The organism is Bacillus sp. z14 (2026) (assembly GCF_058313575.1).
Window position 1 is genome coordinate 150,364 of sequence record NZ_JBZFQK010000005.1, and the last position, 26,396, is coordinate 176,759.

Sequence of the window (26,396 nt, forward strand, 5' to 3'; positions counted from 1 at the left end):
TATTCATGATAGAATTATTATAGCACCTTATTTTGGTAAACCTATAATCAGGAGTACCAATACTAACCTACAAGGAGGGAACAAAATGGGGGAACGCAGAAATATCTTTTTTTATTACAAGCAAGGTCAAGAAATGGTGGATCAGGTCAATAAATTAAAGGATAATGCAAGCAACTACGGATTCGAACTTGTAGATGAACATAAAGATGCTAATATTATCGTTAGTGTAGGAGATGACGGAACATTTCTTCAGGCAGTACGTAAGACAGGCTTCAGAGAGGATTGCCTGTATGCAGGCATTTCATTAAACAAGCAATTAAATATGTATTGTGATTTCTACATAAATGATACGGAAAATATGGTGGAAGCAGTCACAAAGCCCGTCATTGAAGTAAGAAAATATCCTACAATTGAAGTAACGGTTGATAACCAAATAAGTTTTGATTGCTTAAATGAATGCACATTCCGTTCTGCTTTAATTAAAACAATGGCTATCGATGTTCACATTGATGACATATTATTTGAAACATTCCGTGGGGATGGGATGATAATTTCTACACCTACTGGAAGTACTGCCTACAACAAATCGGTCAACGGTGCAGTTGTAGACCCTTTGCTTGACTGTATGCAGGTGAGCGAAATAGCATCGATGAATAATAATCATTATCGTACGCTTGGTGCTTCATTTATTTTGGCTCCAGATCGTACTCTTTCTCTTCAAGTATTAGATAATGAAAACGATTACCCGATTATCGGGATGGATAATGAAGCGATGAGTATTCATCTTACCGAACGATTGGATATTAAACTGAGCGGAAGATATATCAAGACGGTAAAGTTACGTAATAATTCTTTTTGGGAAAAAGTCCACAGGACATTCCTTTAAATTTTCATACGAAGGAAACAAAAAAGATGATTCCGCTGGTCGGAATCATCTTTTTTTGACGAAAGAGGATTTTGTTTACGCCTTATATACTTCTTTCTCCTTATTTCTTAATTCGACACGCATTATTTTGCCGCTGATTGTTTTCGGCAAATCTTCCACAAAAGTAATTTTTCTTGGATATTTATAAGGGGCTGTAAGCTCTTTAACATGGTTCTGCAAGGTTTGCACCAATTGAGGATCATTGGCATCAACGCTATCTTGTAAGACTACGAACGCTTTTACGATTTGCCCTCTTACCTCATCCGGACTCCCTACTACAGCGCACTCCTTCACATATGGATGTTTAACAAGTGCATCCTCCACTTCAAATGGCCCAATGGTATAACCCGAACTGATAATAATATCGTCACCGCGTCCTTCAAACCAAAAATACCCGTCCTCATCTTTTTTAGCTTTATCTCCTGTAATATAAAAATCGCCTCTAAACTGCATTGCTGTCCGTTCCGGATCCTTATAGTAATTTTTAAACAACGCGGGAGTTTTAATGTGGACAGCTATATCGCCTACTTCGCCAGGTTGGCAAATCTGCCCCTCCTCATTAATAATTTCTACGTTATTTCCAGGGGTTGGTTTCCCCATGGAACCCGGCTTCACATCCATCCCCTTCATGATACCGACCAGAAGGGTATTTTCTGTTTGCCCGTATCCATCACGAACGGTGACCCCAAAATAGTTTTGAAACGTATCGATCACTTCTCTATTAAGCGGCTCACCTGCTGAAACGGCACTATGTAGGCTTCCCAGGCTATATTGATCGAGGCTGTCTACCTTCGCCATCAATCGATATTCCGTAGGGGTACAGCATAAAACAGTAATTGAATGCTGATCAATTAATTTTAAATATTTCTCTGCTTCAAACTTTCCGTGATATACAAACCCAGTAGCTCCCGATCCAAGAACAGATAAAAAGGGACTCCAAATCCACTTTTGCCATCCAGGTCCGGCTGTAGCCCATACAACATCATCTTCACCTATTGATAACCAGTTTGAGGCAGCTGTTCTGAGATGTGCATAGGCCCAGCTATGAGTGTGGACAACTCCCTTTGGTTGCCCTGTTGTACCTGAAGTATAGGATAAAAAGGCCATATCATCTCCCATGGTTTTCACCATTTGTAACTCTTCTGAAGCGTCTTTCATTCGTTCATCCAGTTGAATCCACCCATCTTCATTTCCATTTATAACAAATGATTTCAGTGAATACTCCGATATAATTTCTGTAAATAAAGAGGTATGAGGCTTATGAACAATTACCGCTTTTGCTTCTGCATGCTTGCTTCGATAAACAAGATCTTTTTCTCGAAGCATTTCAGAACATGGTATGACCACTGTACCTATTTTTAAAGCAGCTAAGTAAATCACATACGCTTCAATAAAGCGAGGAATCATGACGAGAATTTTATCCCCCTCCCTCAACCCTTCCTCTAACAAAATATTGCCAACTCTATTCACCCTTTTAATCAATTCTCCATACGTAATTTTTTGTGTTTCCCCGTATTCATTTTCCCAAATCAAAGCGATTTTGGTTTCGTTCTTACTGTTATTTTCTACCTCGCTGACTAGATTATATTGTTCTGGTGCGATCAGGTTCTGTTGATTCATATCCTTCTCCTCCCTTAAAACAAATAATGTTAATCAAACTCTATTATACATTGTTTTACAAATAATGGATTAAGAGAGTGGAAAAAGATTAGCTCTTACAATGGCTTTCAACATACAAAAAAAAGAAAGCGGACTAAAAATCCGCTTTCTTGTAGCCATGTTATTTAATTATCTGGAGAATCCTCCACCCAATTGTTGTTCAGCCATTTGAACAAGACGCTTAGTAATCTCTCCTCCAACAGAACCGTTAGCACGAGAAGTTGTTTCTGCTCCAAGTTGTACACCGAACTCAGAAGCGATTTCATATTTCATTTGGTCAAGAGCTTGTTCAACTCCTGGTACCAAAAGATTGTTTGAGTTATTTGACATGTGTTTTTCACCTCCTTGTGATAATAGAGTGTGTAAAAACACATATCTTCATTCCGGATTTAAAATGGTAATTGTTCACAAATAAATTTAGAATAAATCCTCTGTTTCCGATTCTTTCTCCTTACCTGTGAAAACTAACATTTCTGTTTTATCCAATGCCTCTTTAATTAAAGGTTCAAAATCGACATAGCTCTCATAATGACCGACTTTTTCTCTTTTTGGCTTAGTTTTGGGATTAGCTGGTGTAAACACCGTACAGCAATCCTCAAAAGGACGTATGGATATCTCATGAGTATCAATTTTCTCTGCAATTTCAATAATATCTGTTTTATCCATTGCTATAAGCGGCCTCAGAATTGGTGTATTTGTAACCTCATTAATTGTAAACATGCTTTCCATCGTCTGGCTGGCTACTTGGCCTAAACTTTCACCAGTCACAATCGCGAGCGCATTTTGTTTTTCTCTGATTGCATCAGTAATTCGCAGCATCAATCTGCGTGTGGTTGTCATTGTGTAGTTATCAGGTATTTGCTTTTGAATCAATTTTTGAATTTCGGTAAATGGCACAACATGCAGTACCATACGTCCATTGACTTCTGCCAGCTTATTCGCTAAATCAATTACCTTTTGTTTCGAGCGTTCGCTTGTGAAGGGAGGACTGTAGAAATGTACACATTCAATCTCTACTCCCCTTTTCATCGTTAAATATCCCGCAACCGGGCTATCAATCCCTCCAGAAAGCATGAGCATTGCTGAGCCGCTGCTTCCTATTGGCAATCCGCCAGCTCCAATAATTTTTTCACCCGTAATATAAGCAGCATCCTGGCGTACTTCGACTCTCAATTTCAAATCTGGATTGTGAACATCGACCGTTAAACCGTCTACATGCTGCAAGCAATATCCCCCTACCAAGCCATTTAAATCATATGTTGAATAGGGATAGGTTTTATCAGCACGCTTAGCATCAATTTTAAACGTACGAATTTTTGTTGTTAAATGATTTATATAAAACAAAGCTGATTCCTGAATGGCTGAGATTTCTTTATCAACCTTTAAAGCCGGACTTATCGAAGAAATGCCATATATTTTTTTGAGAATATCCATAATCGGCTTGTAATCTGCACCTTGTAAGTGAACATACATTCTCTCATGCTGCGCCTCAATACGAACCTCCGGATAATCTGACAATGCTTTTTTTATATTTTTACGTAATTGAACAATAAAGCCTTTACGATTCCTTTTCTTCAATGTAATCTCACCATAGCGGATTACGATATGATCAAATCTTATCATTTCTTTCTTACCTCACTTAACATTTGGATTGCTCTTTCAATTTCCTTAAGTGCCTGCTCTATTTCTTCCTTCGAATGATCATAATCTAAGCTTATTCGTATGGAACTGCCGGCTATTTGCTCATTTTTTCCCATAGCGAGAAGTGTTTGGCTAACCGTTTTTTTCTTTGATGAACAAGCACTGTTTGTTGAGACATAGATTCCAAACTCACCCAAAGTATGAACGAATGTTTCTGATTTAAGTCCCGGAATTGAAAAATTAATAATATGTGGAGCTGCATGTTCTATAGGTGAATTGATGACAACATTCTCCATTTTGGATAGCTCTTGACGTATCAGAGTACGGTACTCGTTCATTCTTCTACTGCCGTCCCTGCTCTTTTCGATTGCCAATCTCATTGCTTTTGCCAAAGATACGGCCCCAGCCAAGCTTTCCGTCCCACTGCGCATGCCTCTTTCTTGGTTTCCCCCGGCAATTAACGGTGAAAGTGTAATTCCCTCTCTGGCAAATAGAATTCCGGTGCCTTTTAATCCATGGAATTTATGTCCTGATAAAGAATATAAATCGATATGAGCATCACGTAAAGAGAGTTCGACTTTACCAAAGCCCTGAACCCCATCTACATGAAAATGTATTTTAGGATAACTCTTCAAAAAATGTCCTATTTCATAAATTGGTTGTACAGTTCCCACTTCGTTATTAACATGCATAACTGACACCAATATTGTATCTTCTCGGATTGCTTCCTTAACTTGCTCAATTTCAACTCTGCCATCTTGATTAACAGGCAAGTAGGTTACGTCATAGCCAAGTTCCTTTAGCTGTTCAAACGGTCTTTTTACGGAAGGATGCTCGATTGAGGTGGTAATAATATGCTTCCCTCTGTTTCGATAATTTTCTGCTATTCCTTTTATGGCCAGATTATTGCTTTCAGACCCTCCTGAAGTAAAGATAATCTCTGTAGCCTTTACTCCCAGAAGACCCGCGACCTGTTCTCTAGCCTGTGCTAACAGTTTTTCTGACTTCCCTCCGAAGCCATGTAAAGAGGATGGATTCCCCCAGAAATCGGCAGTAACCTTTGTGAAGGAATCAATCACTTCCTTATAGGGTTTTGTTGTCGCGCTATTATCTAAATAAATCATGCTTTTTCCCCTTCCTATCAATAAGAAAATGTAGCATATCCTGTCCTGTTTATAAAGTAATTTTCTCTTATGCCTCTATCTTATGCTGGATTAAACAAAGAAAAAAACCAGACTGGTAAGTCCAGACTGGTCTATACATTGCTATGTTCAAGATACTCTTGGATTTTTTTTAACGAACCCGGTTCAACTTTTTCAATTGCCTCAGCTGCATGCTCTAAAGCATCTTGGTATTGATAATTGCGGAATTGCTTTTCTGCTTCGGTCAGGGCAATAGCAACTGAAGGGAATTTGCTTCTATATCGATTGCCGTATTGAATAACCTTCTCGGCCATCATTACTTGTTCAGTCAATTCAACAGTAGCCTCCTGAACACGACTAACCGCAACACTTGCAATATCCAGATGGTGCATGACTGCATTCATATTCAATGGTTTTTCTTCCAATTTCTCTTTTACTTCTTCAATGCTTTCTTTTGCTTGTATAACCATTAATTCATAAGAAGTTGGAAGACCCGGTAAATTGCTTCCTTTGATGATTCGTAAGGATTCCGTCATGCTTTGATGCAACTTCCTTATCGTTTCTCTTGATTCCAATTCATCCTTACGCAGAGTATTTAATTTCTCTTCAAATTCTTTTTGTAAGTCTTTCAGTTCATCCAATTTGGATTCAAGCTCAACGATGTCCTCTTTTAATACCGTATAAGCTGTCTCTCTTTCGTATATTTTCTCTTTAAGCATTTCCCATTTTGATTTCAATGTAATCAGTGTTTTATCAAGATTAGAACGTGCATCAAGTTCCTTCTCCGGCATTTGATAGATTTGTTTCACCAATTCTGTCTCTTCATCTAGTCTCTCAAGCTGATCAATTGATTTATCTAGCTTTTGCTGATACAAATCCTTAACTGATAAAACATACTGACGTGCCACAACCTCTTTTTCCAACAAATCATAATAGGATTGAATGGATTCGTTTAATTCCTCGATTCCTTTTGCAGCTTCTTCGGTGTTTATGTCAACAATATATTCCTTATATTTTTCTAGATTTTCTTCCATTTTTTCAATTTCATTTTCAAAAAACATATGACTTAACGGATATCCTTGCTCACACATTTCCGCATATCCCATTTTAAGTTCATGCAAAAGTCCCGGTATATGTATTTGGCAATGCCCAATTAAATCAGGAATCAAATCCAATTTTTCTTTCAGGTTTTGCAATTTAGCCTGGATGCCCAGTACTTGCTCTCTAGCCTCTAAGTAATCACCTGATTCTGTTTGGTTATTGAATGTGTCAAAATCCAGAGCAAGCTTATCAAATTCCTCTTCCAATTTACCCGCAGCTTCACCAAATGAATGACGGTGTGCCAATAAACGTTTCTTCTGTTCACGATAAGCTAATAAAAGCTCTTCAACTAATTTTTTATTTTGCTCCTCGCTGCCCACCAATTCATTTAATTCATGCAGCATCGCTGAAAGTGTAATTTCGATTTCTTCAATAATATGCTCAATCTTCTTTTGAACCTGCACTGATTTATTAAATCGGTACTTGTCAGCATATTCTTCTGCATCAAACAGCAGGGTCTCAACATCGGCAAGGCGATCCGTCTGGATTGTATCCCATTCATTACGCCATCTTTCAAACATTCTCTCTGTTTGACCAGTCATATTCAAACTTTTTACCTTGGCTAATTCTTCTGCTATCGGCCTGTTCATGATGTCAATTTTTTTCTCTGCAAGTCTATCTATTTCTTTGTAGTGTTTCTTCCTTGCCAATATTCCAATAATAAAGGCAATAAAGATAATCACCAATATCCCTATTACATACTCCATATGAAGCCTCCTATTCAAAACGAGACAGATAATATATATAAATAAGTTCAATATCAATGATTTAATGATAACATGGTATAAAGTATTTTTAACTAATAAAATCTACTTTTTCTACAAAAAATTATTCAATGCCCTCTTTTAAAGTCCAGAAAATATATTTTATTTAAAATATTTGTCGAAAAGGAGGCTTTCTCGATGAAATTCAAGGACGGACATGTACATACCCCATATTGTCCGCACGGAACGGATGAACCCGTTTTTGCTTATATTGAAAAAGCGATAGCGCTGGGATACGAAGAAATCACCTTTACCGAACACGCTCCTTTACCAAAAGGGTTTATTGATCCGGCTCCAACACGGGATAGTTCCATACAAATGGATCAGTTATTCACATATATAGAGGAAATAAGGTGTTGTAAAGAGAAGTATAAGGCGAAGATTGCTATTAATATTGGTTTGGAAGTGGATTATATAGATGGCTGGGAACAGGAAACAACAGAATTCCTGAATGAAATTGGCCCTTATTTGGATGACTCGATTCTGTCTGTTCACTTTTTAAAGAATCAAAACGACTGGTATTGCCTGGATTATAGTGAAACAAATTTCGGTCATATGATAGAACAATACCAATCTGTTGATCAACTATATAAGGCTTATTACCATACCCTTCAAAAATCGATTATAAGTGATTTGGGGACATTTAAGCCCAAACGGGTAGGCCATATTTCTCTAATTACAAAATTCCAGAAAAAGTATCCAAGCAATGCCCCATTAGAATCCTATTTACTACCAATACTTTCATTAATAAAAGAACGTGGGTATGAACTGGATTTAAACACGGCCGGCCTTTTTAAACCCTTGTGCGCTGAGACTTACCCTCCCATCCCCTTTATTCAGGCAGCCATAAAAATGGGGATCCCTCTCTGTTATGGATCTGATGCTCATCATCCGGCAGATCTTGGGAGAGGATTAGATGTACTAAAAACGAAAATCTTAACAAACGAATAATCACTTAGCATCCAGTCAGATGGGGACAGGGCAAACACGCTCCTCAAATAAGCAGTCATTAAGAAATCGTTCAATCTCTAACTGATACTTGTTTATAAAATACAATTCGTTCGTAAATAATTGCCAAACCTCACTGAAGTATTGGGCCTGAATAAAGGGTTCATTCAGTAATGCTTTTAGCTTCATGACAAACATAGATGGATTAATCTTTTTTAATTCACCGCAATCCATACCAGCATCAAGGAATAAATTAATATAAAATTTTTCTTTCGATAAATAGGTTGTATAGATTTCTCTGTTCAGGCTTGAGTCAACTGATATTTCTCTTAATACAAGACGTGTTAACAGGAACTTTTCTCTGTAATAATGCAAGCAAAATTTGGTATACTTTAAGACACATTCTTTGGGACCAATGAGTGGGAGTTGTTCAGCGATATTTTCAATACCGCTTATATAACCTTCGAAGAAATCTGTAAAACAATATTCAAGGAGACCTTGCTTATGCTGAAAGTGATAAGCTATATTTGCTGAATTACCTCCGGCACGGCCAGCGATATCTCTGATTGAAGTTGCTGAATAACCTTTCATATAGAATAAATAGACAGCAGCTTCAAAAATATCATCTTTTTTATTCGATAGTTTATCCATAAATTTATCTTCCCCCCTTTATGATTAACATTCTCTAGGAATGTCAGATGACAAAGTGAAACCTTGCTCGGCGGGGAGTTCTTTCATCCAACACCGAGTATTCGTTGAACCAATCGGGGATATTGCACTAAGACCTACACAGAACCGTAATAGAAGTGAAGTCTTCGTGCTAATTTGAAAGGAATAAAAGCCGTTCTAGCATAAGCTGTGCGTTCACATGGATTTTCTCTTATACATGAAGTAGTTCTTCTTTTTAGAGACTTATCCTTCTATAACTTCTCGACAAAAAAGACAGTACTGACTATGGTTAGAGGTTATTCTCTATTGAGGGTAACAATGAAAGGAGAATGATGATGTTTCAAGTCGGAAAATATAAAAAAACGAAACCAGAAAACTATCAAATGGTTAGCAAACAGCTGGAAGCCCTAATAGATGGTGAAACAAATTTAATTGCCAATTTGAGCAATGCTTCTGCCCTTTTAAATCAATTTTTGGACGACGTGAACTGGGTAGGATTCTACCTATATGAAGAGGAGCAACTGATACTTGGACCATTTCAAGGTCTCCCAGCCTGCATTCGAATTCCTTTAGGCAAGGGAGTATGCGGAACAGCGGCAGAAAAAAGAGAAATAATCAGGGTAATGGACGTACATCAATTCCCTGGACACATCGCCTGTGATGCTGCCACTCAATCAGAAATCGTTTTGCCGATTCTGAAGGATGGCCGTCTGATTGGTGTACTTGATATAGACAGTCCATCAAAGAATCGTTTTGACAAAGAAGATGAACATGGATTAAAACAATTTGTTGATATACTTGTCCAATCAATTTAAAAAACAAAAGGCTAAGCCAAAAATGAGCTTAGCCCTTTTGTATTAACAGGATACAATCACCTTATTTTTACCTGATCGCTTAGCTGTATACAGGGCATCATCTGCCCGCTTGAAAAGGTTTTTAATCGTATTGTTATTTTTCTGATTGGATTCCCAATACGATACACCGCAAGAAATGGTAACCGGAGGATTTGTTTCTTTTCTTACTTTTTCAACAAGTCTTTCCGCAACTGCTTTACCAGCCTCTATCGGTGCCTTTGGAAGGAAAATAGCCAGTTCTTCCCCGCCCCACCTTGTACCTATATCGGTGTCTCTAATACTATTTTTAATTAAATCAGCTACCTGAATAAGGACCTCGTCTCCCTTTTGGTGCCCATATGTATCATTTGTCAGCTTGAAATTATCTATATCTATTAATATAAACGTTCCCTCAGTTTCAGAATTTATCAGTTCAAGCATTCTTCCTTCAAGATAATTTCTCGAATATAGACCTGTTAAATAATCAGTTATGACCATCTTTTCAAGCTCTTCTCTTAATATTGAGTTCACAAATGCCATCGAAGAATGATGAATAAGAGACTGCATTAATTTAAACATATCAAATGTAAAATGATACGGTACTCGATGAAGAACAATACAAAAACCATCCATCTTTCCACTATGTATCATAGGGAAAGCCATAAGGGATTTATAAGGGCCATCCTGCCCGACTTTATCCGAATCCATATCCCCAATATATAAAGCCTCCCGATCCTGCTCTAAGCTGCCTTTGACATATTGGATGTAGTGTTTAGATGTCTCTTCAGTGAAAAAAGGTGAACTTCCCGGGACAAGTTTTGTCTGTCCATTCCTAATCATAAAAAAGCCTACTTCGTCTGCGAGGAATGATTTATTTATTTGTTGCTTCATATAACTAACTGTTTCACTAAGCCTCAAGGTAGAATTTAGACGATGCGATGTTTCATTAATCAGACGTAAATCCGCAATTAAGCGTTTGGATTGTTCATATAATTGGGCATTCTCCAGTGCCCCGCCTGCCGTATTCGCGAGGAGAGAGATGAATTCGATTTCCGTATCAGGAAATATGACTGCTTCAGGTGCAATAACTTGTAAAACCCCATAAACACCCTGCTTGCCTAATAAAGGCGCATACAACACAGAATTTTTCACTTCCATTGAATCCTCAAATTGAACACGACCGGAAACATATGCCTGCATGGCAGATAAATTTTCCCCATCCATTTCCAAACTTTTAATTGGAAGATTTAATGTGTTATCGCTATCCTGAGACATTAGCAAATAGTAAACAAAGGACGGATATACTTCACGCAGGGTTTCTATTACCTCCGCCAAAACGGAATGCATATTCATAGAGGAATGAAACTCTGTCGTAATCCGTTGCAATAGTTTATATCGTTTCTCTTCCTTTTTTCGTTCTGAAATTGCAATTGCCTTGTGCAGTAATTCTCCTATCACTGTCCTCAATTCAGATAAATCAATTCTATTATCATTTTTCAACTCTTTATTTTCAGAAAGAACTACAAATAGTCCCAGTAATTCTCCTTCATGATATAAAGGAATTCCCAAGGGGTATAATGTATCAGTTAATGATACACAGGCTTCCGTACATAAATCTTTCATTGAGGAGTTTAGTAAAGCATCAAGTGAAATGGTGCTAGCAAACTGATTTTGGAGTTCTGTTTTCGAAGCCGCTTTTTCCAGATAGAGCTTTTGTTTCCAAGGATCATTATAATAACAGGCAATCTCATCCACCCTTAATAATTCCAATAAGAAGTCGACCATTTTATCTGTAAATCTATCTAAAAAGAGTTCATTATCATCTTTAATCATACATTCAACAAATAGACTTTTTAAATTTGTTTCCCAGCTCAGATTTAATTGATTATCTACCATCACATTAATCAACACCTGTTGTCATATTTTATTTCGTATTTTTTATAAATTTAGATTGATTTTTAAAAAAATAATACTTTATACCTGCATTTTACCAATATATGCTAAAATAATCATTACTTTCTTTCAATATAATTACATTTTTTATTTAAACCTGTGAAGGAAGCATCATATTGTAACGATTCCATTTAAGAGAATCCCTTGACTTATGTAACAATAAATTATACAATATTCTTTGTGTAAAATATCGCAGCTTATGTTCACATCTTTATTCGTTCATTTCATTCCTCTACCATGAGGTGTATCTTGTAACCCGCTGCTGCTAGGGCGAAGGTACATGAAAATGAAATGGCAGTAATGTTTGTAAACATCAGTTTTTATTTTACAAAAATAAAAACATTCAAGGAGGAGTCTTCTTATGGCTCGTTATACAGGTCCAAGCTGGAAACTATCCCGTCGTTTAGGAATTTCCCTAAGCGGTACAGGTAAAGAATTAGAAAAGCGTCCTTACGCACCAGGACAACACGGTCCTAACCAACGCAAAAAGCTTTCCGAATACGGTTTGCAATTGCAAGAAAAACAAAAACTTCGTCACATGTACGGTGTGAACGAACGTCAATTCCGCACAATGTTCGATCGTGCTGCTAAAATGCCTGGTAAACAAGGTGAAAACTTCATGATTCTTCTTGATTCTCGCCTTGATAACATTGTTTACCGTTTAGGTTTAGCTCGTACTCGTCGTCAAGCTCGTCAGCTTGTAAACCACGGACACATCTTGGTTGATGGACGTCGCGTTGACATCCCATCTTACCGTTTAGCTCCTGGTCAAGTAATCGGAGTACGTGAAAAATCCCGTAACCTTGATATCATCAAGGAAGCTATGGAAGTAAACAACTTCGTACCTGACTACCTAACTTTCGATGCTGACAAGTTAGAAGGTACATTCACTCGCTTACCTGAGCGTTCTGAATTACCAGCTGAAATTAACGAAGCTCTTATCGTTGAGTTCTACTCTCGTTAATTAATACGCTTTGTAAATAGCGTATTCAAAAACCCTGGAAACCTTGTTTCCAGGGTTTTTATTTGTGTAGAAAATATAATTACTAAACTTATAATCAGATTCGAAATATTATTTATAGGAATTATGAAGCAAATGACACTTAATTCTCTCTTTGTTTTTGGAAAAACGAAGACCAGGCAATACCTTAAAAATTTACCATGACATCATCTGTAAACACCATTAAACGGGACTCCAAACCTAAAACGGATCTTAGGTTTTTCATCCTAACAAGATCTGTTTTGGTGTACTTAACATAGCTGTGGACATATCTATTAAATCAATTTCTTTTGGAATACTTTTTAATCACATAAAGTAAAAGCCAGCATCAAACTCACTAAAAATCGGAAATTAAATCCCCTCTAACTTTATCTACAAATAGAAATTAGTCACCTCTTCAGATGTATTATAAAAGAACTATATTGTGGATCAAATTTATCATTCACTTATTAGACAGTACAGTAGAATAACGGTTTGTTACCTCCTTCATTTCAAGACTATCCCAACTATTAGAGTAACTGATACTTATACCAATCTATACATATTGTAGTAGGCGAGAAAATGAAAAATGAAAAAAATAAAAATCAGAAAAAATATAATAGTTTATTTAATATTTTATTAACAAACTAATCAAAAATTGTGATAATATAGTTAATTGTGTAAATTATTACTAACAAAGAGGAGGGGAATTTGTTGGCTTCTTAATTTTAATGAGGAATACCAACAACTAAGATGAAAAAATATATTGCTGGAATTTTAACTGTTTTCTTAAGTTTTACTGTACTATTTTTAACGAATAGTAATCAGGTTGAGGCTGCTTCCAAAACGATGTACGTAACTGCAGACAATTTAAATGTGAGGGAGAAAGCATCATCATCGTCAAAAATTATTACGGCCGTAAAGAAAAATACAAAATTGATTGTAACTAAAAAGAGCGGTAACTGGGGATATGTCAAAGTTAACAAAAAAAATGGATGGGTATCAATAAATTATTTAACATCCAAGGCTCCCGTAACAAATAAAACAATGTACACTACTGAAAAAACAACCCTGAAAAAGCTAGCAAAAAATAACTCCGGCACGCTGAAAACGATTAACAAAGAGGCAACAATAATTGTTTATTCAACTACTTCCGATAAATATGCCAAAGCAAAGTACGGTGGAAAAACGGGATGGATTTTAAAATCTAAAGTGAAAGATTCGAAGACAGTTACAACAACTTCAAAAGCAGCAATAAAATATAAAACAATTAAACAAAATGACAATACTTTAGCAAAAGGCACTACGAAAGTCGTCCAAAAAGGAAGCAACGGAAATCAAACGATCATATACAAGAAAACGTTTAAAAATGGAAAGCTAATTAGCACAAAAAAAATATCGTCTAAAGTAACAAAAAAAGCAGTGAATCAAATTATTAAAGTAGGTACTAAAGAAACTAAAGCATCTAATTATGCAACCGAGGTTCTTCGATTGGTTAACCAAGAACGCGCAAAAGTAAATATAGCACCTTTGAAAAATTTAAATAGTCTTTCGAAAGTTGCCGAAGTTAAATCAAAAGATATGCGTGATAACAATTATTTCAATCATACAAGCCCCACATACGGGTCTCCGGGAGAAATGGTAAAAAAATTCAATATTTCTTTCACGATGCTTGGTGAAAATATTGCAGCTGGACAAATTACTCCTGCATCTGTAGTGAACAGTTGGATGAATAGCCCAGGGCACAAAGCGAATATTCTCGATGCACGTTATACCCATATCGGAATTGGGTATGCCGAAGGTGGTTCATGGAAACATTATTGGACACAATTATTTTTAAAACAGTAAGTAAAAATACTTAATATTCATTTCAATTTTATTTCTTTCAACCATTTATAATAAAGCACAATAAGAAAAATATCTTACTATACATTAAAAGGGCTGCCTAACCGAGACAGCCCTTTCTTCTTTCTATCATGCGTACTTAATAAGCGTGTATTTCTTTTTACCGCGGCGAATTACCGTGAATTGTCCTTCTAGCTTATCATCCTCTGTCATCGTATGAGCGAGGTCTGTGACCCTTTCACCGTTGATGTAGATCGCACCATTTGTGATATCCTCACGCGCCTGACGTTTAGAAGGAGAAATTTTTGCATTTACTAGTAAATCTACCAAGAGCAGTTCCTCATTGCTGCCCACTTCAAAGCTTGGTACATCCTTGAAGCCCTGGCGAATTTCTTCTACAGATAATTGCTTAATATCACCGCTGAATAAAGCTTTAGAAATATTGATTGCTTGTTGTAAAGCTTCTTTACCATGAACAAGTTTCGTTACTTCCTCAGCAAGCGCCTTCTGAGCTGCCCGTTTTTCCGGAGCTTCAGCAACCTCTTTCTCAAGCGCTTCGATTTCTTCTTTGCTTAAGAATGTAAAGTATTTAATGTATTTAATAACATCACGGTCATCTGTATTAATCCAGAACTGGTAGAACTCATATGGAGACGTTTTTTCACGATCTAACCATACCGCTCCGCCTTCTGTTTTACCAAACTTAGTTCCATCTGATTTTGTAACTAATGGAACCGTTAAACCAAAGGCTTTTGCATCTTCCTTCGTTTTACGAATTAATTCCAGACCTGCGGTAATATTTCCCCATTGATCACTTCCGCCGATTTGTAAACGGCAGCCTTGAGTTTCGTATAACTTCAGGAAATCAAGAGATTGCATGATCATGTAACTGAATTCAGTAAACGAGATACCAGACTCAATACGGGATTGTACAGAATCTTTAGCAAGCATGTAGTTGAGTCCAAAATGTTTCCCAATATCCCGAAGGAACGTAATTAAGTTCATGTTGCCAATCCAGTCATAGTTATTAGCCATGATTGCTTTATTCTCACCAGTTTCGAAGTCGAGGAAACGGGAAAGCTGATCTTTAATACGTGCAGTCCATTGGTGAACAACATCCTCTGTATTTAACGTACGCTCAGCTTTTTTACCACTTGGGTCTCCTATCATACCTGTCGCTCCGCCGACTAATGGGATTGGCTGATGTCCTGCTAACTGGAATCGTTTCAGGATTAAAATAGGTAACAAGTGACCAATATGCAAGCTATCGGCAGTCGGATCGAAGCCAGCATATAGTTTCACGCTTTCTTCCTGTAATAATTTTTCCAATCCCTCTTCATCTGTAAATTGATTCACGAGACCTCTAAAACGTAAATCATCTAAAATATTCATCCTTCTCCACCTCTTACTGTTTAGATTAGATTAAAATAAAAAACGCCCCTTCATCTAAATGAAGGGACGATTACTATCGCGGTACCACCCAACTTGCGAAACATATAACTGTCTCGCCGCTTATCCTTTTAACGGAAAGGTTCCGGCATTCGCTACACAGCTTTACATAAAGCATTCCCGAATGCTGCTCGAGGAGGTAATTCGTCATTCCGCTTGTACCGGTTTACACCACCCACCGGCTCTCTTAAACATTGGCGAACTAACTACTGAAATCCTGTTATCGCATCAAATATATAATATTGGTTATGCTTTTTTTACCATAATAACAAACTGTTTGTCAAACCCAATAATTGTATTGTTTCGCTAATATAGAGAAACTATACCTACCTGAAACACTTGCTTATGCTATAATGTATGTGATTTGTTGGGGGAGTGAATGAATGAAAGATATTTTTATAAAACTTAAAGAAAGGCTTGCGCCATTGTGGGACTTTGTAAACAAACCCGTTGTACAGCGAAGAGCACGTATTTCCTATCAGGTTATCTGGAATAATCTATTAATCTTCTTAATTGTATCTGTCATCGGGATGGCATTTGCTGGCGGAGTTGGAGCTGGTTACTTTGCATCTATGGTAAAAGACGAACCAATCAGGAGCAAGGAACAGCTTAAATCAAGTGTGTCCAGTTATGAAGAAACATCTGAGATTTATTTTGCAAGCAATGTATATATGGGGAAAATGCGTTCTGATCTTGAACGTAAAGCAGTGAAACTGGAAAATGTTTCGGATTACGTTAAGACAGCATTAATTTCCACAGAAGATTCCTATTTTTATGAGCATAAGGGTGTTGTACCAAAAGCCATCATTCGAGCTTTACTTCAGGAAGTGACAAATTCTTCTGTCCAATCAGGAGGAAGCACACTGACACAACAATTAATAAAACAACAAATCTTAACGAATGAGGTTTCCTTTGATCGTAAGGCGAAGGAAATCCTGCTGGCATTACGCCTTGAAAAATTCATGAAAAAAGATGAGATTTTAGAAGCTTATCTGAATGTCTCACCGTTTGGCAGAAATTCCTCCGGCCGTAATATTGCCGGTGTCCAGGCTGCAGCGGATGGCATTTTCGGGGTAGATGCCAAAGATTTAACTCTGCCACAGGCTGCCTTTATTGCGGGATTACCAAAGAATCCATACCTTTATACACCATTTACACAATCCGGTGAAGTGAAGGAGGACCTTTCCCCAGGTATCAATCGTATGAAAACAGTTCTTAAAAGAATGTATACCAACGATGCCATTACAAAGGAAGAATATGATAAAGCATTAAAATATGATATTAAGAAAGACCTTGCAAAGAAACAAACATATCCTACTGAAAAGTATCCATACTTAACATATGAAGTAGAAAAAAGAGCAATTGAAATCATGATGCCAATATTGGCAAAGAACGATGGGCTTTCAAGCAAGGATTTAGAAAAAGACGACGACCTATATAAGCAATACTATACTCTGGCTGATCAGGCCATCCGACAAAATGGCTATCAAATTCATACAACCATCAACAAAAAAATGTATGACAATATGCAAAAAGTCACTAAAAATTACCCTTATTATCAGGGTACCCGACAGGTGGAGAAAAAGAATCCGGATACAGGAGAAACCTATATAGAGAATGAACCAATTGAAGTTGGCGCCATGCTAATTGAAAACTCTACCGGAAAAATACTCAGCTTCGTTGGAGGCCGTGATTTTAAACGTGAGCAGCTTAATCATGCTACATCAGCTGTACGTTCAAATGGTTCAACAATGAAGCCACTACTTGTATATGCACCAGCAATGGAGTACGGAGTTTCCTATCCAGGCAAAACTTTGATCAATGCACCTGTGAACATTCGCGGTTGGAGTCCAGGAAACTATGCTGGCGGCGGAATTACCGGTATAACCTCTGCACGTGAAGCATTAAAGAGATCCTATAATATACCGGCAGCGGTTCAATATGCGGAAATTATAAATCGCAACCCAGTAAAATATCTTGAAAAAATGGGCTTCACCTCTTTAGAAAAGCAAGATTATACAAACCTTTCCACGTCTTTGGGTGCATTAGCCAGAGGCGTAACCGTAGAAGAGAATACGAATGCCTATGCAACATTTGCAAATGGTGGACAATTCGTAGATAGCTATATGATCGAAAAAATAGTAGATTCTAATGGAAAGACCATTTACCAACATAAAAAAGCGAAGACGGAAGTATTCAGTCCACAAACAGCTTATTTAACAATTGATATGATGAGGGATGTCATCACCTCTGGAACAGCAGCAGGTTTAAACAGTAAATTGAAGTTTTCAGCCGACTGGGCCGGCAAAACCGGCACTAGCCAGAACTTTCATGATGCCTGGATGGTCGCGACCAATCCAAATGTCACATTTGGAGTTTGGATGGGATATGATTCAAATGCATCTGTGGATACATATGGAATGAGTTATTCACAGCGAAATCAAACATTATGGGCACAATTAATTAATTCAGCTTATGATGTTGCACCAAACTTAGTCGGGACTTCGAAGCGACACCAAATGCCAGGTGGTATTGTATCCAGATCCTATTGCACATTGACCGGTTCCCTGGCATCCAAATCATGTATAGATGCAGGACTCGCAAAATCCGATTATTTCAATGCCAAATATCTTCCTTCATCTGAGAACGGCAATTTGGCAACATCAAGCGAAAGATATGTGTTCATAAATGGTAAGAAATATGTGGCACTGGGGTCTACTCCAGAGGAATTCACAGAAACCGGTCTTGTGATTAATGCCGACTTTTCTAACATTACAGGAGCAAAATACCTTATTGATAAATCATCTATTACGCCAAAAGGCTCTGAATTTGAAGGGGCAGCTATCGGAGCTTCGAAAATGAATGATAACGGGAAAGTACCTGGAGCACCGGCAGTTACTTCAAAGGAGAAAGTCATCAACTGGAAATCTTCTGGTGACTCTGACATAGTTGGATATCGTGTTTATAGAAATGGTGCTAAAGTAGCCAGTATCAAAGCTGACAATACACTCAGCTTTAAAACAGATGGAAATGGAAAGTACTACATTACTGCAGTGGATATAGCTGGTAATGAATCTGCTCCATCCTCTATTATCGAATATAAACCAGCTCCTAAGCCGGAACCTAAGCCTAAAGAAGTAAAAAAAGAGAAGGCAGAAGATAAAAAAGAAGACATAGAAGATAAAAAAGAAGAGAAGAAAGATCCAAAAGAAGATGAAAAACCAGTTCATGCCGAAGAACAAGAGCATGATGAAAATACAGAGGAATAAAAAAGAGGCTGTTCCAGGTCGGTATCACACTCGACTATCGGAACAGCCTTTCTCTATATCTATCAAACAACTATTTTTTGCAATCCCCAATATATATAGGATTACTTGAATCCCTTTTTATATATTGAATAAGAAAATCTCTGTCCTCAGGATATGTTAACTTCAGTGTTTTTAATTCCTCAAGGTCTTTCCAGGCAATATCATAAATAAGACCGTCCGGATCCCGAATATTTCTTTCACCACCCATAATCCTCACTATATAGTAGCGAACTTCAGCAGTAATATTGTGTGTTTCATATATTACCCTTTTTACCTTAACTTCTTCAACAATTTCTGTTAAATATCCCGTTTCTTCTTCCATCTCTCTAATACAGCACTGTTCAAAACTTTCATCTACTTCTTTACCGCCCGATGGAATAGACCATAATTTTTTCTCTTCAGGTTTCCCCTGCAGAACCATTAAAAATTGACCATTGTCATTGATACATAGACCTGAAGAACCAAACCATTCTTTCACTTTATCAAGCCCCTTTTAAACTACAATCTTTAATTTCTATATAGCAAAATGATGTTACTTTTCTTCATCATTTAATAAAGATAACTCAACAATTTATATGCAATTGCTTTTAGGTAATTTGTTCAATAGTTTCATCGGCATCACTCCATTTCTTTTCTGGCTAATCAATTATCAATTTATCTATTTTTACTATCCTATTAAAATTAAAAAACTTATGTAATTGGTAAATGATTTTTTATAAAAGTTTACTCATAATTTCCCCTGGTAACCCATCTATCGCACAGACCTTTTCAGATTTGAATCCAAGATTAGCTAATATTTTTCTCGAAGGAATATTATTAGGGTCTATTATCGCCACTAATTTCTTCAATTCCGATTTCCTCACTTTTCCAATTAATACTTCGGCAATATCTGTCCCATACCGTTGCCCCCAATGTTCAGGTAGAATCATATAGCCAATTTCAGCTTCGTCAGTAAGTTTTTCATTTAAAATTAAAGATCCGAGTCCAATGAATCTCTGAACGGAAGCATCAAAAATTTTAAAAGTCCCAAAGTTTTCATGTTTCTTATTACGTTGCAATATCTTTTGATAGTTCAACCTTGCCTCCTCTAAAGGCAGAGCCCGTTCTGTTATTTGGGCCATAACCTTCTCATTACTTACCAAACTATAATAATCCTTAAAATCGGTTTCTTGAAACTTCATTAGGTTAATATTCTTCATTTCCCCCACTCTTCCTGCTAAATGGAATGATATGTATTCCATTTGCTCATATCCTTTGTAAAAACCAAAAAAAGGGGTGTTTATAAGGGTTAAATCACCTTATAAACACCCCTGTTTTAATCTTCCATCGTTGATAAGTCGCCTGTTGGCAATTCAAGCTCCCAAGCTTTTAATACCCTGCGCATAATTTTACCACTGCGTGTTTTCGGCAGTTTATCCTTGAACTCAATCTCTCTTGGTGAAGCATGTGCAGCAAGCCCTTGTTTAACAAATAGCCTGATATCCTCTTTCAGCTCATCCGAAGGCTCGTATCCAGACCTGAGGGCAATAAATGCTTTAATGATTTCACCCCGTACAGGATCCGGTTTGCCTATTACACCCGCTTCAGCAACCGCCGGATGTTCTACCAGCTTGCTTTCAACCTCAAAAGGTCCTACCCGTTCTCCGGATGTCATAATAACATCATCAATTCTGCCCTGGAACCAGAAGTACCCATCTTCATCCATATAAGCTGAATCGCCTGAAACATACCATCCTGATGGCATAAAATAGGATTCATACTTTTGTGGATTATTCCAGATTTGCCTCATCATGGATGGCCATCCTTTTTTAATTGCTAAATTGCCCATACGATAAGGCGGTACTTCATTCCCTTGGTCATCTACGATGGCAGCCTCGACTCCAGGAATTGGCTTACCCATAGAACCCGGTTTAATCTCCATACTTGGATAGTTACAGATTAGTTGTGCACCGGTCTCTGTCATCCACCATGTATCATGGATACGTTTGGAGAATACTTTTTGTCCCCATTTAATAACTTCAGGATTTAAAGGTTCACCTACACTTAGTAAGTGGCGAAGGCTGGATAAATCAAATTGTTTTACTACCTCATCCCCTGCACCCATCAGCATACGGAATGCAGTAGGGGCACTGTACCACACGGTTACATGGAAATCTTCAATGGTTTGATACCAAGCTTCCGGGCTAAATCGTCCACCTGTGACCACAGAAGAGGCTCCATTTAGCCACGGAGCAAATATCCCATAAGACGTTCCTGTGACCCAGCCTGGATCCGCTGTACACCAATATACATCCTCTTCTTTTAGGTCGAGTACCCATTGTCCGGTTTTCAGATGCTGAATCATTGAATTATGCGCATGCAGAACACCCTTTGGCTTACCGGTTGAACCGGAAGTATAATGTAGAATCAGACCGTCTTCCCGATCTACCCATTCTATATCTAATTTTTTAGATGCATTTTCATATTTGCTGTTAAAATCTATATATTTACCAGTTTCCTCTACATTATCTCCTACTACAAAAATATGTTTCAATGCTGGCAGGTCATCTGCAGGAATTCTAGACAATAATTCAGGGGTAGTGACGATTACACTGGCTTCACTATCTTCCAATCGATCCTTAACCGCCCCTTCCATAAATGCCTCAAATAACGGGCCGACAATAGCTCCCAATTTTATCGCACCCAGCACTGTGAAATACAATTCCGGTGATCTCGGCATAAAAATAAATACCCTGTCACCTTTTGTTACATTCCCATATTCCTTCAGAACATTTCCTGCTTTATTCGATAAATCTTTCATATCACTATATGTATACTTCTCATAGCGATTAGGGTCCTTATAATATAATGCTACCTTATTGCGCCTGAAATTTTCAGTATGCCTGTCAATACATTCGTATGCCGCATTCACTTTACCCGTTTCATTCCAAGAGAATTCCTGCTCTACATCCTTCCAGTCAAATGATCTGTAGATTTCCTCATAGTTTGCTAAATTATAATCCCCTTGCACAACAGAAAGCGCTTCCAGTTTCATAATTATTCCCCCCTGATCAAAGATAATATATTGATAGTATAGTACAAAATCCATTTTATCTCAATTTTTAAAATATTTAATAAGTTACACTAATATGTTACAATTTTTATAATTGTAGTGTTTTTAAGATAACATCCCCATTAAGTGTTTAAGATAATTATGCTAGTAAGCTTCTTAATTTCCACTACATATGACTTAAAAAGTTCATATCATGAAGCATTTATGGATTTAAAGTGCTGTATAATAGCTTTAAAATGTGACCTGGGTGGTGTATGGATGGAGCATAAAAAAACGTATAATTTGAAGGAATTGCAAACCCCATGTGGGCCGTTAGTTATCGAGGGCCCGGTATCTCGAGATCAATTAGAAAATCTTGAATTTCATGAGGGTCTCGTTGCCTTTAGGGTTCCTGAGAAGCAGCATAAGGCTTTAATTCAAATCAGCAGCCTTCCTGAAGGCCGAATTATTATTGCGAGGGCCGGCGATGTCATTGTCGGATATGTCACTTATTTATACCCAGATCCTCTTGAAAGATGGTCTGAAGGGAAAATGGATGACTTACTGGAATTGGGTGCTATTGAAGTAATCCGTGAATATCGCGGATGTGCGGTCGGGAAAAACTTGATCCGCGTGGCTATGATGGATGAGTGGATGGAAAATTACATTATTATTACCACAGAATATTATTGGCATTGGGATTTAAAAGGCAGCGGATTAAATGTATGGGAATATCGAAAAATGATGGAGAAAATGATGAGTGCCGGTGGCTTGGAATGGTATGCCACTGATGACCCTGAAATTTGCTCCCATCCAGCCAATTGTTTAATGGCCAGAATTGGGAAAAACGTTAAAAAAGAGAGTATTCAAAAATTCGATCAATTACGATTCATGAATCGATATATGTATTGAACGAACTGATTTTTGAGGAGGGCTACTTGTGATTATTGAGGATATCATGATCAAGGATGTTATTACGCTTCAAAAAAATGCTACACTCCAGCAGGCAATTGATTTAGTAAAACAAAAAAAAATCAGGCATATACCAATAGTAGATGATGAACAACGGTTAATCGGCCTGTTATGTGATGTCGATATCCGCTCTGCAACTCCATCTATCTTCCATCTTGATGAATATAAGGAAGACCTTCTAAAGCCAATAAGCGATATCATGATTACCGATATTTATACAGCACACCCACTTGATTTCGTTGAAGAGATTGCATTTGTATTCTATGAACAAAAGATATCTTGTATGCCTGTGATCAGCGACAACAAATTAGTCGGGATTATTACTGAAACAGATCTTCTGCATACATATGTAGAACTTACTGGCTCAAATCAGCCTGCATCCCAAATAGAGGTGAAGGTCACTAATAAATCAGGTACGCTCAGTGAAATAGCCGAAGTCATCAAAGGCCACAATTCCAATGTAAATAGCATTTTCATTTATCCATATAAAGAAGACCCGGCATTTAAAGTCTTGGTACTAAGGATTCAAACAATGAACCCGATGAAAATCGTACAGGGCCTACGGTCATCCGGATATGAGGTATTATGGCCAGATATACCGGAGAGCACTCTATGAAGGAAGCCTCATTTGTTTATTCAACCGATTTACTTTCCTACAAATTTAATGATAACCATCCTTTTAACCAAAAACGGCTGCAAATAACAGTAGACTTATTAAATAAAATGAATGCCCTGAAAGAGGATGACTGCATCAAACCACGAATGGCAACAGATGAGGAATTAAGCCTGGTGCATGATCCCGATTACATCAGTGCGATTAGATTAGCCGGACAAGGAAAGCTTGACCAGGATAAAGCATTAAATTATGGAATTGGGACCGAAGACACCCCCATTTTCTCTGGAATGCATGAGGCAAGCGCCTGGCTTGTGGGAGGAACATTGTCTGCCGTTGATGAAGTAATGGAAGGGCGTGCTCAGCATGCCATAAACCTGGGCGGTGGTTTGCATCATGGCTTTAGAGGGAAAGCCTCCGGATTCTGTATCTATAATGACAGCTCTGTTGCCATTAAATATATGCAAAAAAAATATAATGCCAGAGTTCTCTACGTAGATACGGATGCCCATCATGGAGATGGTGTTCAGTGGACTTTTTATGATGATCCTTCTGTTTGTACACTGTCCATTCACGAAACAGGTCGCTACCTATTCCCTGGAACTGGCAATATTACTGAACGTGGAAATGGAAAAGGATATGGTTATTCATTTAATATCCCCCTCGATGCCTTTACGGAGGATGAATCATGGCTCGAGTGCTATGAAAAATCCTTTAAATCTGTCATAGAATTTTTTCGCCCAGACGTTATTTTAACTCAAAACGGCGCTGACGCTCATTACTATGATCCATTAACGCACCTTTCTGCTACCACTGCAATCTATCAATCCATCCCAAAACTGGCCCATAAGCTTGCACACCAGTACTGTCAAGGTAAGTGGATAGCAGTTGGTGGCGGTGGATATGATATCTGGAGAGTGGTTCCGCGTGCCTGGTCCCTAATATGGCTAGAAATGACTAATAATTCGAATTGTTCAGGTGAGTTGCCTGTTGATTGGGTCAATCATTGGTCAGCATTAGCACCCGTTACATTACCCACTACATGGGAAGATCCACCTGATATGTACAAGCCCATCCCACGTAAGGCTGAGATTACTGAAAAAAATGCAAAAACTCTAGAAAAGGCATTATACACGATTCTATCCTAACCCGATGAATCTGCTGAATTTCAAATACCTGATTATTTAAATTTCTTATATAACTGGTCACAGACACCAAGTTACACACTAAAAAGATGAGGACTGGATATAATGTATACTACCTGTTTTACTAAAATAAAAAGCTGAACCATTTGTAGAACTATTCACAAAATGGCTCAGCTTTTTTTATTTTTTATTTTGTTGAATCTCTCTCTTCAATTCTGTACGGCAGAATTACAGAGGATTCATCTACCTCTTCTTTGTTCATAAGCTTTGTCAGCAAGCGCATGGAAACAGCACCAATATCATATAATGGCTGAACAACCGACGTTAGGCGAGGTCGCACCATTAAAGATAATCTCGTGCTATCCGAACTGATTACTTCAAGATCCTCCGGTATGGAGATACCTTTATCTTGTGCTGCATGAATGATACCAAGAGCTGCCTCATCTGAACATACAAAAATAGCTGTCGGTTTATTATCCAATTCCATTAGCTGGTTCAAGGCTTCGATTCCGTCATCATAGGATGCATCTGTTTCTACTAGATATTCTTCATTATAAGGAATATTAGCTGCCTCCAATGCTTTTCGGTATCCCGGCACCATTTTTTTCTCTATAATTGCATTTTGAAAAGATCCTGATACCATGGCAATATTCTTATGTCCACGATCAGCAAAAGATTTAATCGCATCCATCACTGCTTGTTCATAATCAATATTCACAGATGGAATTTGAGCAGAATCTTCAATTGTACCTGCCAATACAACAGGAACCGGTGATTTCTTGAATTCTTCAATATGTTCATCCGTAATATTTGAACTCATAAAGACAAGTCCATCGACTTGTTTGCCAAGCATCGTTTGGATTAGTCGGCTTTCTTTTTCTTCATTTGAATCCGAGTTACTTAAAATAATATTATATTTATACATGGTGGCAATATCTTCAATCCCTCTTGCTAATTCAGCATAGAAGATACTGGAGATATCTGGGATAATAACTCCGACTGTTGTTGTTTTCTTACTTGCTAATCCGCGTGCCACAGCATTCGGTCTGTAGCCAAGTCTTTCAATTACTTCATTTACTTTTTTACGTGTTGCCGGTTTAACGTTTGGATTACCATTGACAACACGTGATACAGTTGCCATGGAAACATTTGCTTCACGAGCTACATCATAAATTGTAATATTCATTTTTTACACCGCCCAAATTTCTCTATTCTAATCCTAATAGTATTCAATTAAGTACCATTTAGTATGTTATTATAATAATACTCTACCCTCTAAATTCGTGCAAATAAACACTTTATCTATTTTCTTACTATTGTATACATAACAAATCCAATTTTCACTAAGACTAACTCAGTACTTCTTTAAAATGATAGCATTTGAATAATAAATTATAAAAATTCCACTGAAAAATTCAG

Annotated in this window: 21 protein-coding genes and 1 other annotated feature; of the genes, 9 read left to right on the forward strand and 12 right to left on the reverse strand. The window is 37.5% G+C overall.

All coding sequences use genetic code 11. The annotated features are described in order from the left end of the window. The first annotated feature begins 85 nt into the window (after positions 1–85). Positions 86–886, forward strand: coding sequence for an NAD kinase (locus AC4G3O_RS15890; protein WP_066108994.1), 801 nt, complete (start codon positions 86–88; stop codon positions 884–886). Between the two features lie 75 nt (positions 887–961). Here AC4G3O_RS15890 and mbcS read toward each other — a convergent pair whose 3' ends face one another. The 5 genes from mbcS to ezrA form a co-directional block, all read right to left on the reverse strand. Further along, entirely contained in the window at positions 962–2,545 is a 1,584-nt protein-coding gene (mbcS, locus tag AC4G3O_RS15895; protein WP_148631007.1) for an acyl-CoA synthetase MbcS, read from the reverse strand. Positions 2,546–2,713: 168 nt separating this feature from the next. Further along, positions 2,714–2,914 (reverse strand): alpha/beta-type small acid-soluble spore protein, encoded by a 201-nt coding sequence (locus AC4G3O_RS15900; RefSeq protein ID WP_066109002.1) that lies wholly within the window; start codon positions 2,912–2,914, stop codon positions 2,714–2,716. 87 nt (positions 2,915–3,001) lie between these two features. After that, positions 3,002–4,204: a tRNA uracil 4-sulfurtransferase ThiI gene (gene thiI / locus AC4G3O_RS15905; protein ID WP_066109256.1), complete on the reverse strand. Its 1,203-nt coding sequence runs from the start codon at positions 4,202–4,204 to the stop codon at positions 3,002–3,004. After that, on the reverse strand, positions 4,204–5,349 hold the full coding sequence (locus AC4G3O_RS15910) for a cysteine desulfurase family protein (protein WP_148631010.1): 1,146 nt from the start codon (positions 5,347–5,349) through the stop codon (positions 4,204–4,206). The genes thiI and AC4G3O_RS15910 overlap by 1 nt, the downstream gene beginning before the upstream one ends. 131 nt (positions 5,350–5,480) lie before the next feature. Then, positions 5,481–7,175 carry a septation ring formation regulator EzrA gene (gene ezrA, locus AC4G3O_RS15915; protein ID WP_491136441.1) on the reverse strand — a complete coding sequence of 565 codons (1,695 nt, stop codon included), beginning with the start codon at positions 7,173–7,175 and terminating at the stop codon, positions 5,481–5,483. A gap of 195 nt (positions 7,176–7,370) precedes the next feature. Here ezrA and hisJ point away from each other — a divergent pair, with 195 nt between their 5' ends. Then, positions 7,371–8,183, forward strand: a complete 813-nt coding sequence (gene hisJ, locus AC4G3O_RS15920; RefSeq protein WP_491136442.1) for a histidinol-phosphatase HisJ — start codon at positions 7,371–7,373, stop codon at positions 8,181–8,183. Positions 8,184–8,198: 15 nt separating this feature from the next. Here hisJ and refZ read toward each other — a convergent pair whose 3' ends face one another. Then, the gene (gene refZ, locus AC4G3O_RS15925) at positions 8,199–8,831 is read right to left on the reverse strand and encodes a forespore capture DNA-binding protein RefZ (protein WP_066109013.1); all 633 of its coding nucleotides are present in this window, start codon (positions 8,829–8,831) and stop codon (positions 8,199–8,201) included. Positions 8,832–9,184: 353 nt separating this feature from the next. Between refZ and AC4G3O_RS15930 the strand changes: the two genes are divergently transcribed. After that, a complete protein-coding gene (locus AC4G3O_RS15930) occupies positions 9,185–9,664 on the forward strand; it encodes a GAF domain-containing protein (RefSeq protein WP_066109018.1) in 480 nt (159 codons plus the stop codon). A gap of 42 nt (positions 9,665–9,706) precedes the next feature. On the opposite strand, the gene AC4G3O_RS15935 is transcribed toward AC4G3O_RS15930, so the two are convergent. After that, a complete protein-coding gene (locus AC4G3O_RS15935) occupies positions 9,707–11,578 on the reverse strand; it encodes a sensor domain-containing diguanylate cyclase (protein ID WP_491136463.1) in 1,872 nt (623 codons plus the stop codon). 418 nt (positions 11,579–11,996) lie between these two features. On the opposite strand from AC4G3O_RS15935, the gene rpsD reads away from it, so the two are divergent. Beyond that, positions 11,997–12,599 (forward strand): 30S ribosomal protein S4, encoded by a 603-nt coding sequence (gene rpsD, locus AC4G3O_RS15940; protein ID WP_066109019.1) that lies wholly within the window; start codon positions 11,997–11,999, stop codon positions 12,597–12,599. 768 nt (positions 12,600–13,367) lie between these two features. Next, complete coding sequence (locus AC4G3O_RS15945; RefSeq protein ID WP_148631014.1) at positions 13,368–14,462, forward strand: CAP domain-containing protein; 1,095 nt, start codon at positions 13,368–13,370, stop codon at positions 14,460–14,462. A gap of 126 nt (positions 14,463–14,588) precedes the next feature. Here AC4G3O_RS15945 and tyrS read toward each other — a convergent pair whose 3' ends face one another. After that, positions 14,589–15,851 carry a tyrosine--tRNA ligase gene (gene tyrS, locus AC4G3O_RS15950; RefSeq protein ID WP_139892790.1) on the reverse strand — a complete coding sequence of 421 codons (1,263 nt, stop codon included), beginning with the start codon at positions 15,849–15,851 and terminating at the stop codon, positions 14,589–14,591. A gap of 59 nt (positions 15,852–15,910) precedes the next feature. Further along, positions 15,911–16,141 (reverse strand) — a binding site (T-box leader). A gap of 150 nt (positions 16,142–16,291) precedes the next feature. On the opposite strand from tyrS, the gene AC4G3O_RS15955 reads away from it, so the two are divergent. Beyond that, the gene (locus tag AC4G3O_RS15955; protein WP_491136443.1) at positions 16,292–19,177 is read left to right on the forward strand and encodes a transglycosylase domain-containing protein; all 2,886 of its coding nucleotides are present in this window, start codon (positions 16,292–16,294) and stop codon (positions 19,175–19,177) included. Positions 19,178–19,247: 70 nt separating this feature from the next. Here the strand turns inward: AC4G3O_RS15955 and AC4G3O_RS15960 are convergent, their stop codons facing one another. The 3 genes from AC4G3O_RS15960 to acsA all read right to left on the reverse strand — a co-directional run bounded on the left by AC4G3O_RS15960 (position 19,248) and on the right by acsA (position 22,250). Continuing rightward, entirely contained in the window at positions 19,248–19,694 is a 447-nt protein-coding gene (locus tag AC4G3O_RS15960) for an NUDIX hydrolase (RefSeq protein WP_491136444.1), read from the reverse strand. A 235-nt stretch (positions 19,695–19,929) separates the two neighbouring features. After that, a complete protein-coding gene (locus tag AC4G3O_RS15965; RefSeq protein ID WP_139892788.1) occupies positions 19,930–20,415 on the reverse strand; it encodes a GNAT family N-acetyltransferase in 486 nt (161 codons plus the stop codon). Positions 20,416–20,531: 116 nt separating this feature from the next. Then, positions 20,532–22,250 (reverse strand): acetate--CoA ligase, encoded by a 1,719-nt coding sequence (gene acsA / locus AC4G3O_RS15970; protein ID WP_066109033.1) that lies wholly within the window; start codon positions 22,248–22,250, stop codon positions 20,532–20,534. Positions 22,251–22,526: 276 nt separating this feature from the next. Between acsA and AC4G3O_RS15975 the strand changes: the two genes are divergently transcribed. From AC4G3O_RS15975 to AC4G3O_RS15985, 3 genes are read left to right on the forward strand one after another with little or no spacing between them, the layout of a single operon-like run. Further along, positions 22,527–23,159, forward strand: coding sequence for a GNAT family N-acetyltransferase (locus AC4G3O_RS15975; RefSeq protein ID WP_066109036.1), 633 nt, complete (start codon positions 22,527–22,529; stop codon positions 23,157–23,159). Between the two features lie 28 nt (positions 23,160–23,187). Beyond that, positions 23,188–23,835 (forward strand): acetoin utilization AcuB family protein, encoded by a 648-nt coding sequence (locus AC4G3O_RS15980; RefSeq protein ID WP_491136445.1) that lies wholly within the window; start codon positions 23,188–23,190, stop codon positions 23,833–23,835. After that, positions 23,832–24,980: an acetoin utilization protein AcuC gene (locus AC4G3O_RS15985; protein WP_139892786.1), complete on the forward strand. Its 1,149-nt coding sequence runs from the start codon at positions 23,832–23,834 to the stop codon at positions 24,978–24,980. Before AC4G3O_RS15980 ends, AC4G3O_RS15985 begins: the two co-directional genes overlap by 4 nt. Before the next feature lie 184 nt (positions 24,981–25,164). Here the strand turns inward: AC4G3O_RS15985 and ccpA are convergent, their stop codons facing one another. Continuing rightward, complete coding sequence (ccpA, locus tag AC4G3O_RS15990; RefSeq protein ID WP_066109047.1) at positions 25,165–26,163, reverse strand: catabolite control protein A; 999 nt, start codon at positions 26,161–26,163, stop codon at positions 25,165–25,167. Positions 26,164–26,396: the final 233 nt, after the last annotated feature.

What these genes read in the sequence shown, in the direction of transcription:
- ezrA (WP_491136441.1), bottom strand. Translation starts at nt 7,175, where the DNA reads ATGGAGTATGTAATAGGGATATTGGTGATTATCTTTATTGCCTTTATT.
- mbcS (WP_148631007.1), bottom strand. Translation starts at nt 2,545, where the DNA reads ATGAATCAACAGAACCTGATCGCACCAGAACAATATAATCTAGTCAGC.
- AC4G3O_RS15975 (WP_066109036.1), top strand. Translation starts at nt 22,527, where the DNA reads ATGGAGCATAAAAAAACGTATAATTTGAAGGAATTGCAAACCCCATGT.
- acsA (WP_066109033.1), bottom strand. Translation starts at nt 22,250, where the DNA reads ATGAAACTGGAAGCGCTTTCTGTTGTGCAAGGGGATTATAATTTAGCA.
- AC4G3O_RS15965 (WP_139892788.1), bottom strand. Translation starts at nt 20,415, where the DNA reads ATGAAGAATATTAACCTAATGAAGTTTCAAGAAACCGATTTTAAGGAT.
- hisJ (WP_491136442.1), top strand. Translation starts at nt 7,371, where the DNA reads ATGAAATTCAAGGACGGACATGTACATACCCCATATTGTCCGCACGGA.
- AC4G3O_RS15945 (WP_148631014.1), top strand. Translation starts at nt 13,368, where the DNA reads ATGAAAAAATATATTGCTGGAATTTTAACTGTTTTCTTAAGTTTTACT.
- AC4G3O_RS15910 (WP_148631010.1), bottom strand. Translation starts at nt 5,349, where the DNA reads ATGATTTATTTAGATAATAGCGCGACAACAAAACCCTATAAGGAAGTG.
- refZ (WP_066109013.1), bottom strand. Translation starts at nt 8,831, where the DNA reads ATGGATAAACTATCGAATAAAAAAGATGATATTTTTGAAGCTGCTGTC.
- AC4G3O_RS15890 (WP_066108994.1), top strand. Translation starts at nt 86, where the DNA reads ATGGGGGAACGCAGAAATATCTTTTTTTATTACAAGCAAGGTCAAGAA.
- AC4G3O_RS15935 (WP_491136463.1), bottom strand. Translation starts at nt 11,578, where the DNA reads ATGGTAGATAATCAATTAAATCTGAGCTGGGAAACAAATTTAAAAAGT.
- ccpA (WP_066109047.1), bottom strand. Translation starts at nt 26,163, where the DNA reads ATGAATATTACAATTTATGATGTAGCTCGTGAAGCAAATGTTTCCATG.
- AC4G3O_RS15985 (WP_139892786.1), top strand. Translation starts at nt 23,832, where the DNA reads ATGAAGGAAGCCTCATTTGTTTATTCAACCGATTTACTTTCCTACAAA.
- AC4G3O_RS15900 (WP_066109002.1), bottom strand. Translation starts at nt 2,914, where the DNA reads ATGTCAAATAACTCAAACAATCTTTTGGTACCAGGAGTTGAACAAGCT.
- AC4G3O_RS15930 (WP_066109018.1), top strand. Translation starts at nt 9,185, where the DNA reads ATGTTTCAAGTCGGAAAATATAAAAAAACGAAACCAGAAAACTATCAA.
- rpsD (WP_066109019.1), top strand. Translation starts at nt 11,997, where the DNA reads ATGGCTCGTTATACAGGTCCAAGCTGGAAACTATCCCGTCGTTTAGGA.
- tyrS (WP_139892790.1), bottom strand. Translation starts at nt 15,851, where the DNA reads ATGAATATTTTAGATGATTTACGTTTTAGAGGTCTCGTGAATCAATTT.
- AC4G3O_RS15955 (WP_491136443.1), top strand. Translation starts at nt 16,292, where the DNA reads ATGAAAGATATTTTTATAAAACTTAAAGAAAGGCTTGCGCCATTGTGG.